Source organism: Amycolatopsis sp. NPDC059021 (assembly GCF_042739895.1).
In the GTDB taxonomy this organism is placed as follows: Bacteria; Actinomycetota; Actinomycetes; order Mycobacteriales; family Pseudonocardiaceae; genus Amycolatopsis.
The window spans coordinates 19,062-24,154 of record NZ_JBHYIQ010000133.1 but is presented as its reverse complement, the minus strand read 5'-3'; the positions used below and the strand labels follow the sequence as shown (position 1 = coordinate 24,154).

The 5,093-nt window shown below is 68.9% G+C and carries 6 protein-coding genes; 3 read left to right on the top strand and 3 right to left on the bottom strand.

The features are described from left to right. Positions 1-349: 349 nt before the first annotated feature. Together ACFWX1_RS43625 and ACFWX1_RS43620 are read right to left on the bottom strand one after the other, a co-directional pair. Complete coding sequence (locus tag ACFWX1_RS43625) at positions 350-1,936, bottom strand: GMC family oxidoreductase (RefSeq protein ID WP_378395786.1); 1,587 nt, start codon at positions 1,934-1,936, stop codon at positions 350-352. A gap of 82 nt (positions 1,937-2,018) precedes the next feature. Then, entirely contained in the window at positions 2,019-2,888 is an 870-nt protein-coding gene (locus ACFWX1_RS43620; RefSeq protein ID WP_378395785.1) for a hypothetical protein, read from the bottom strand. A 93-nt stretch (positions 2,889-2,981) separates the two neighbouring features. On the opposite strand from ACFWX1_RS43620, the gene purS reads away from it, so the two are divergent. From purS to ACFWX1_RS43605, 3 genes are all read left to right on the top strand, one after another. Next, complete coding sequence (gene purS / locus ACFWX1_RS43615) at positions 2,982-3,221, top strand: phosphoribosylformylglycinamidine synthase subunit PurS (protein WP_345395628.1); 240 nt, start codon at positions 2,982-2,984, stop codon at positions 3,219-3,221. Then, positions 3,218-3,895: a phosphoribosylformylglycinamidine synthase subunit PurQ gene (gene purQ / locus ACFWX1_RS43610; RefSeq protein ID WP_378395784.1), complete on the top strand. Its 678-nt coding sequence runs from the start codon at positions 3,218-3,220 to the stop codon at positions 3,893-3,895. The genes purS and purQ overlap by 4 nt, the downstream gene beginning before the upstream one ends. Positions 3,896-3,958: 63 nt before the next feature. Then, positions 3,959-4,495 (top strand): winged helix-turn-helix domain-containing protein, encoded by a 537-nt coding sequence (locus ACFWX1_RS43605; protein WP_378395783.1) that lies wholly within the window; start codon positions 3,959-3,961, stop codon positions 4,493-4,495. Positions 4,496-4,498: 3 nt separating this feature from the next. Here the strand turns inward: ACFWX1_RS43605 and ACFWX1_RS43600 are convergent, their stop codons facing one another. Next, on the bottom strand, positions 4,499-4,927 hold the full coding sequence (locus ACFWX1_RS43600; RefSeq protein ID WP_378395782.1) for a pyridoxamine 5'-phosphate oxidase family protein: 429 nt from the start codon (positions 4,925-4,927) through the stop codon (positions 4,499-4,501). Between the last annotated feature and the right edge of the window lie 166 nt (positions 4,928-5,093).

The following is a 5,093-nucleotide window of genomic DNA, read 5'->3' as shown; positions in this document are numbered from 1 at the left end:
GATCAGCGTCCCGAACGGAGCGTTCGCGACAGACAACGCACCCCATGGGTCACACGTTTCCGCACCCACGAACGCCCCCGAAGGGAGCCTTTGCCGCAGTCGGCGCTGCCGGCGGCCCATTGTCCTTTATGGACAGTATGAAACGGCAGGGCCCCATTCGCCGCAGTCGCCGGACTATCGGCGACCTTTTGGCAGCCATCTGCTTCCAGTTGTCCACAGCCCCACGCCGTTGTGGACAACTCCGGCCATTGTTGATCTTGAACGCGGTTTTGTCATACCCCCGCGATAGAATGGTCTTGGGGTCGCCCCCCGGTGCGGGAGGGGGATACCCGAGCAGTGGGGGGGGCGGCTAGCGGGCGTCGGCCCGGATGAGGTCGGCGGCCTTCTCGGCGACCATGATCGTCGGGGCGTTCGTGTTGCCCCGCGGGACGATCGGCATGATCGAGGCGTCCACGACGCGCAGTCCGTCCACGCCGCGTACCCGCAAAGCCGGGTCGACGACGGCCTGTTCCCCGGTGCCCATCGAGCAGGTGCCCACCGGGTGATACAGCGTCTGCGTGTTCTCCCGGACGTGCTCGATCAGCGCGTCCTCGTCCAATTCGGACCGATCGGGAAGGAACGGCTTGTCCAGGTAACGCGCCAGCGGGCCGGATTTCGCGATCTCCATCAGCGTGCGCAGGCCGGCGAGGGTCGCCTCCATGTCCGCGGGTTCCGCGTAGTACGCCGGGTCGATCAGCGGCTTCCACAAGGGATTCGCCGACTTCAGCCGCAGCCGCCCGCGGCTCGCGACGTCGACAAGGGTGGTCGCCGAGGTGAAGCCGGGCACCGTCGGTTCGCGCAAACCGTTGTCGTAGAACAACGTCGGCGCGACGTGGAACTGCATGTTCGGCACGGCCGAACCATCCACAGTGGACATGAAGCCGCCCGCTTCGCCCACATTGGACGCCAGCGGGCCGCGCTTGGTCAGCTGGTACCGGACGAGCCCGGCGGGCGTCGCGGCGTCGACGAGGTCCGTCGTGCCGCGCGTGGACCAGATGACCGGCGCCGCCGGGTGGTCGTGCAGGTTTTCGCCGACGCCGGGCAGTGCGGCCACGACGTCGATGCCGAATTCCCGCAGGTGTTCGGCGGGCCCGACGCCGGAGAGCATCAGCAACTGGGGCGAGTTGATCGCGCCGCCGCACAGCAGCACCTCGGCCGCCGCGTGCGCGGTCTTCTCGACCCCCGCGTCCAAATAGGACACTCCGGTGGCGCGCGTTCCCGAGAACACCACGCGCGTCGCCTGCGCGCCGGTGCGAACGGTCAGATTCGGCCGCGTCAGAGCCGGACGCAGATAGGCATCCGCGGTGGACCAGCGCGCGCCCTTCTTACAGGTCACCTGGTAGAGCCCGGCGCCGTCCTGCGTCTCGCCGTTGAAGTCGTCGTTGCGCTTGAGACCCCACGACACGGCCGAATCCACCCAGGCATGCGACAGCTCGTGGGTGAACCGCCGGTCTTCGACGTGCAGCGGCCCGTCCGTGCCGTGCAGCGGGCCGCCGAACCGCTGGTTGCCCTCGGCACGCTTGAAGTACGGCAGGACGTCGTCGAAACCCCAGCCCTCGGCGCCGTGCTTGTCACGCCAGGCGTCGTAGTCGGCGCGATTGCCGCGGATGTAGATCATCGCGTTGATCGACGAACAGCCGCCGAGCGTCTTCCCGCGGGGCCAGTACGACGTCTTCCCGGTGTGCTTCTGCTCGACCGTCTCGTAGTTCCAGTCCCATTTGGTCTTGAACAACGCGGCGAACGCGGCCGGGATGTGGATCTCGTCGGCGGTGTCCTCACCGCCTGCCTCCAGCAGCAGCACTCTGGCGGAGGGATCCTCGCTCAGCCGGTTCGCCAGCACGCAGCCCGCGCTGCCCGCGCCGACGATGACGTAGTCGTAGGAGTCCTGCTCGGCCACGCTGCCTCCCGGGGTATTGGCACCCTGCCAAGAGCTCATCATGACGCAGCTCACCCTACGCGCAAAGCCCCCGGTAGAGGGGTTAGTCCGACGACGGGTCGAACGAGGTGACGCACGGGCCGCCCTTCGCGCGGTCATCGGTTTCGACGCGGCCCTGGCTCGGCACGCCGTCCACCTTGGCGTCGACGTGCACGATCGTCCGGCCCGCGGTGCGCAGCACGTCCGTCGACTGCGCGACGAGCTTCACTTCGCCGTTGATCAGCTGCTGGGTGCCGCTGCGGGTGGTGTCGGGCGCGTCCTGGCACATGACCGACAGTGCCGCCGGGATGTCGCGCCCGTTGACCGCGGCGATGAACTGGTTGGCGGCGTCGGCGCCGTCCTTCACCTCGGGCCTCGGCCTCGGATCGGTCGACGCGCTCGCCAGCGGTTCCGGCTCCCCGCCCTCCTTGGCGTCTCGCACACACCAGCCCTGGTTGCCGGGGATCATCGCGAAGCCGTAGCTCATCGGGCCCGCGGTGACCGTCGCCGCCCGCTCCTGCTGCCCGGTCGGATGCACCGGATTGGTCAGCTTCGCCTCGTCCCTGGCCACCGCGAACGCCTGCTCGGCGGTGTAGGACCGCTTCGAGCGGATCTTGCACCACAGCTGGTCGAACATCGCGTGCTCGGTGATCGCGTTGGCGAACGACTGCGCCAGCTGCTCCGGTGTCGCCCGCGACGTGGTGTCCAGCTTCTTCTTGAAGAAGCCCGGCGTCACCCAGCCGGTGAACGCGAAAGCGCCGCCGAGCACCACGACGACCGCCACGACCGCGATCCACAGCCCGGCCTTCGACTTCTTCTTCGGCGGCTGCGGCGGCGGGTACTGGCCGTACTGCGGCTGACCCTGCGGGGGATACCCGCCCGGGGGATACGGGCCCTGCTGTGGGTAGGGGCCCTGCTGGGGCGGGTGGCTCATGTCTCCCCCTCGATACCGGTCCGTCAGGCACCCAGGCTAGTGAAGTACGCTCTGACGGTACCCACGACCTGCGTGAATAAGGAGCAGCCTGCCGTGGCTCGAGTCGTCGTCGACGTCATGCCGAAACCCGAGATCCTCGACCCGCAGGGCCAGGTGGTGGCCCGCGCGCTGCCGCGGCTGGGCTTCAGCGGCGTCACCGAGGTTCGCCAGGGTAAGCACTTCGAGCTCGAGGTCGACGACTCCGTCGACGACGAGACGCTCGCCAAGATCGCCGAGGGCCTGCTGGCCAACCCGGTCATCGAGCAGTGGACGGTCCGGCGGGTGGAGGCGTGACCGCCCGGATCGGCGTCATCACCTTCCCCGGCACGCTCGACGACGGCGACGCCGCTCGCGCGGTCCGTTATGCCGAGGCCGAGGCGGTCTCGCTGTGGCACGCCGACGAGGACATCAAGGGCGTCGACGCGGTCGTCGTCCCCGGTGGCTTCTCCTACGGCGACTACCTGCGCACCGGGGTGATCGCCCGCCACGCGCCGGTGATGACGGCGGTGATCGAGGCCGCCCACCGCGGTATGCCGGTGCTCGGCATCTGCAACGGGTTCCAGATCCTGTGCGAGGCGGGGCTGCTGCCGGGCGCGATGATCCGTAACGCCGGCCTGCACTTCATCTGCCGTGACCAGTGGCTGCGGGTCGAGAACACCGAAACGGTGTGGACCAGCCGGTACGAGCCGGGCGCCGAGATCCTCATCCCGATGAAGAACATCGACGGCTGCTACGTGGCCGAGCAGTCCACTTTGGACGAGCTGGAGGCCGAGGGCAGGGTCGCGTTCCGCTACGTCGGCGGTAACCCGAACGGCTCCCGCAACGACATCGCCGGGATCCGCAGCGCCAACGGCCGCGTGGTCGGCCTGATGCCGCATCCGGAGCACGCCATCGACGCGCTGACCGGACCGTCGGACGACGGCCTCGGCATGTTCTACAGCGCCGTCGACGCACTGGTGAAAGCCTGAGCGAGACCGCTCACCAGGCGGAACCGGTTGACCGCCTTCCGGTGCCGGTGATGGCATGGGCCCATGACCCGAGCCATGCCCCGGGCGCGCGTCGAGTTGACGTTCGCGATCCGGGTCGACGCGGACCAGGAGCGGGCGGCAGGCATCGCCGCCCGCGTTGCCACCGCCGTCCAGAATGCCGTCGGGGACTGTCCGGAACCCGGTGAAGTGTTCCTCTTCGAGGTCCCGCCGCCGACCGTACGGCCCGCGGTGGAACGACCGCTGCGGCTGGACGTGCCGTCGCGGCGGGCGCTGCTGCACGGCGAGGCCCTCGACTTCACCCGGCTCGAATTCGACCTGCTGCTCTACCTGGCCACGCATCCCGACCAGGTACTCGACCGCGAAACACTCCTGCGTGAGGTGTGGGAGCTGCCGGGCAACATCGGCGGGCGCACGGTCGACGTCCACGTCCGCAAGATCCGCGGGAAGCTCGAACCGGTGATCGCGCCGATCACGACCGTGCGCGGCGTCGGCTACCGGTTCGACGGCGCCGATCAGGTCGACGTGCGGCTCGCCGACGACGTCCACCGTCCACTCGCGACAGTGACCGCCGTCGGCTGATGTTCACTCCGCCTTGGAGTGGTCGCTGCTGAGCCACTTCTCCGGGCGCATCCGGACGAGGACCGAAGTCTCGGTGAGCGAGCCGTCGACGAAGGCGCGGGCCTGGTCCTCGGGCAGGTAGCGCTCGGCGATCCGCGTCGCCTGCTCGCGGGTGGGAGCCGTGTCGTTGGCGACGACGGGGCCCTCCACGGTGACGTACTTGTACGGCTGCTGCTCGGACTGGACCACCAGGCTGAACCGTCCGGCCTTGCGGATCGAGCGGTCCTTCAGCGAGTCCCGGTCCATCCAGACGAGGACCTCGCCACCGGGTTCGTAGTCGTACCAGACCGGCACGGCCAGCGGCGCGCGTCCTTCCCGCCCGATCGCGAGCACCCCGATGTGGACCCCGCTCAGGAACTCCTGGCGCTCCTGCACGGTCATGACCATTGGCATGCGGATCTCCCCTTGATCGACAGTGTCATCCGGGGCCAACACCGCCACCGCTCCGGACATTCCGGGCGCCTGCTGAAGGGGGGGGTTTTGTGGGTGCTGGGCGGAGAATAGCGCGTGGCGTGTGAGATACTGTAGCGTTTCTCAGAGGGAGAGTCGGGGGGCGGGC